Here is a 2,046-nt window from a genome sequence, read left to right on the forward strand (position 1 = left end):
GGAGATTTTTTATGACACAAGTAAAAGAAACAAGAACGGTAGAAGAAATGAATAAATCTTTCTTCAAATATGTTATTCCCGCCGTAATAGGAACTCTTTTGGGCGGACTTTATACGATAGTTGACGGCTATTTCGTAGGGAACACTATGGGCGATGTCGGGCTTGCCGCTATCAATATAATTTATCCTATGTCGAGTCTATTATTCGGTATAGGCTCTATGCTAGGTATGGGAGGCTCGGTTATAATGTCGATTCATATCGGCGCGGGCGAAGTTGAAAAATCGGAAGAAGCAAAAATAACGACTTTCTTCAATTTGATTATCGCGAGCATTTTAGTAACGGCAATATTGCTTGCATTAAAAAATCCAATAATACATTTGCTCGGAGCGAGAGGCGAAGTATTCAGAGAGGCAAACTCTTACGCGACTATAATTATTTTGGGAGGAACTTTTCAAATAATGTCTATGGGATGCATGCCTATAATAAGAAATCAGGGAAAAATGATTCATGCCACAGCTTTTGTGAGTTCGGGGCTTATAACGAATATAATATTGGATTATTTATTTATGATGGTTCTTCATTTGGGAATGGCGGGCGCAGCTTTAGCCACAATAATAGCCGAAGGAATAGTGGCAATTTGCGGAATATATTATCTCTTCATAAGAAAGAAAAGCAGAACAAGAATCAGTTTAAAAAAGTTTAATTCAAAAATGAGTTCTAAGGCTTTATTTATAGGATTATCTCCATTCGGTATGATTATGTCTCCTTCTCTTATAGTAATACTCAATAATTTGCAATGTTTGAAATACGGAGGCGAGATTGCCGTGTCCGCTTATTCGGTTGCAAATTATATTTACGGTTCGACTCTACTTTTCTTCGAGGGAGTTGCGGAAGGATGTCAGCCAATGATTAGTTTTTTTAAAGGAGCTAGAGAATATAAATTAATGAAAAGAGTTTTTAAAAAAGGAATAATAGCCGCTTTGATATTGAGCGCGTTATTTATTTCGGCGGTTTTTATATTTAAAAATAAAGTCGGTTTTATTTTCGGAGCATCAACGGAAGCGAATAATATAATAACTTTCGCATTGCCTATAATAGCCGTAGCGTTTTTGATGCAGTCGATAGTGCGATTAGGAACTTCTTATTTTTATTCTTCTGGAAACGGCGTTTATTCCACGCTTATGACTTATATAGACCCTTTGTTTATAAGTCCTTTATGCATACTCATTCTTCCTATATTCTTCAAATTGAACGGAGTATGGTTTGCAATTCCAGCCGCTCAAGTAATATTATTGATTTTATTTTTATCAATATTCTTCAAAACGAATAACGATAAAGTTTTAAATAATACGATTTATGAAAACGCGTAAATTATAAATTTGGAGATTAAAAATGAAAGACGAAGAATTAAAAAAATATGTGGAAATTGACGAAAACTTTTATTATGTTTCTTGCCGATTTTATTATAGATTTGCAAAAAAATACGATATGAGCGATATAGCTTTATTTACTTTACAAATAATTTATGAAAGTAAGGAATGCATACAAAACGATTTGGCGGAAAAACTTTCTCTTCCAAAACAAACTATATGCTCGATACTGGATAACTTTGAAAAAAAAGGCTATATAAAAAGAAAAATAAATCCAGAAGACAAAAGAAACCGATTGATAAGTTTGACAAAAAAAGGAACTATATTTGCAAAACCGATTATTGAAGATTTGGGAAACCTCTATAAAAGCGTCCTAAAATGTTTGTCTGACGAAGATATAAAAAAATATGCCGACTGCCAAAAGGAGATTATAAAATTTATGGAGAGTTATTTTAAAAATTAGTTTTAATAAAATTGTCATGACAAATTTAAAATGCAATGACGATTTAAAATATTGTTATTCGTCAAAGGCATCCCGCATCCTATGGACTTAAATCATAAAATCTAATGCATGCTTTTTTGTTTGTCAAAATATTCTAAAAAATTGATTAAAAATATTTTATTTAATTAGACGATTTAGAATGAATTTAAATTATTTTTTAATGAATAATAAGAC

At 31.9% G+C, this 2,046-nt stretch carries 2 protein-coding genes; both read left to right on the plus strand.

All coding sequences use genetic code 11. The features are described 5' to 3' along the window. Positions 1–11: 11 nt before the first annotated feature. Entirely contained in the window at positions 12–1,370 is a 1,359-nt protein-coding gene (locus ACR0QS_RS13005) for an MATE family efflux transporter (protein ID WP_432633879.1), read from the plus strand. 22 nt (positions 1,371–1,392) lie between these two features. Then, the gene (locus ACR0QS_RS13010; protein WP_432633878.1) at positions 1,393–1,833 is read left to right on the plus strand and encodes a MarR family winged helix-turn-helix transcriptional regulator; all 441 of its coding nucleotides are present in this window, start codon (positions 1,393–1,395) and stop codon (positions 1,831–1,833) included. Positions 1,834–2,046: the final 213 nt, after the last annotated feature.

Source organism: Brachyspira sp. (assembly GCF_050873525.1).
Taxonomy (GTDB): domain Bacteria; phylum Spirochaetota; class Brachyspiria; order Brachyspirales; family Brachyspiraceae; genus Brachyspira.

What these genes read in the sequence shown, in the direction of transcription:
- ACR0QS_RS13005 (WP_432633879.1), top strand. Translation starts at nt 12, where the DNA reads ATGACACAAGTAAAAGAAACAAGAACGGTAGAAGAAATGAATAAATCT.
- ACR0QS_RS13010 (WP_432633878.1), top strand. Translation starts at nt 1,393, where the DNA reads ATGAAAGACGAAGAATTAAAAAAATATGTGGAAATTGACGAAAACTTT.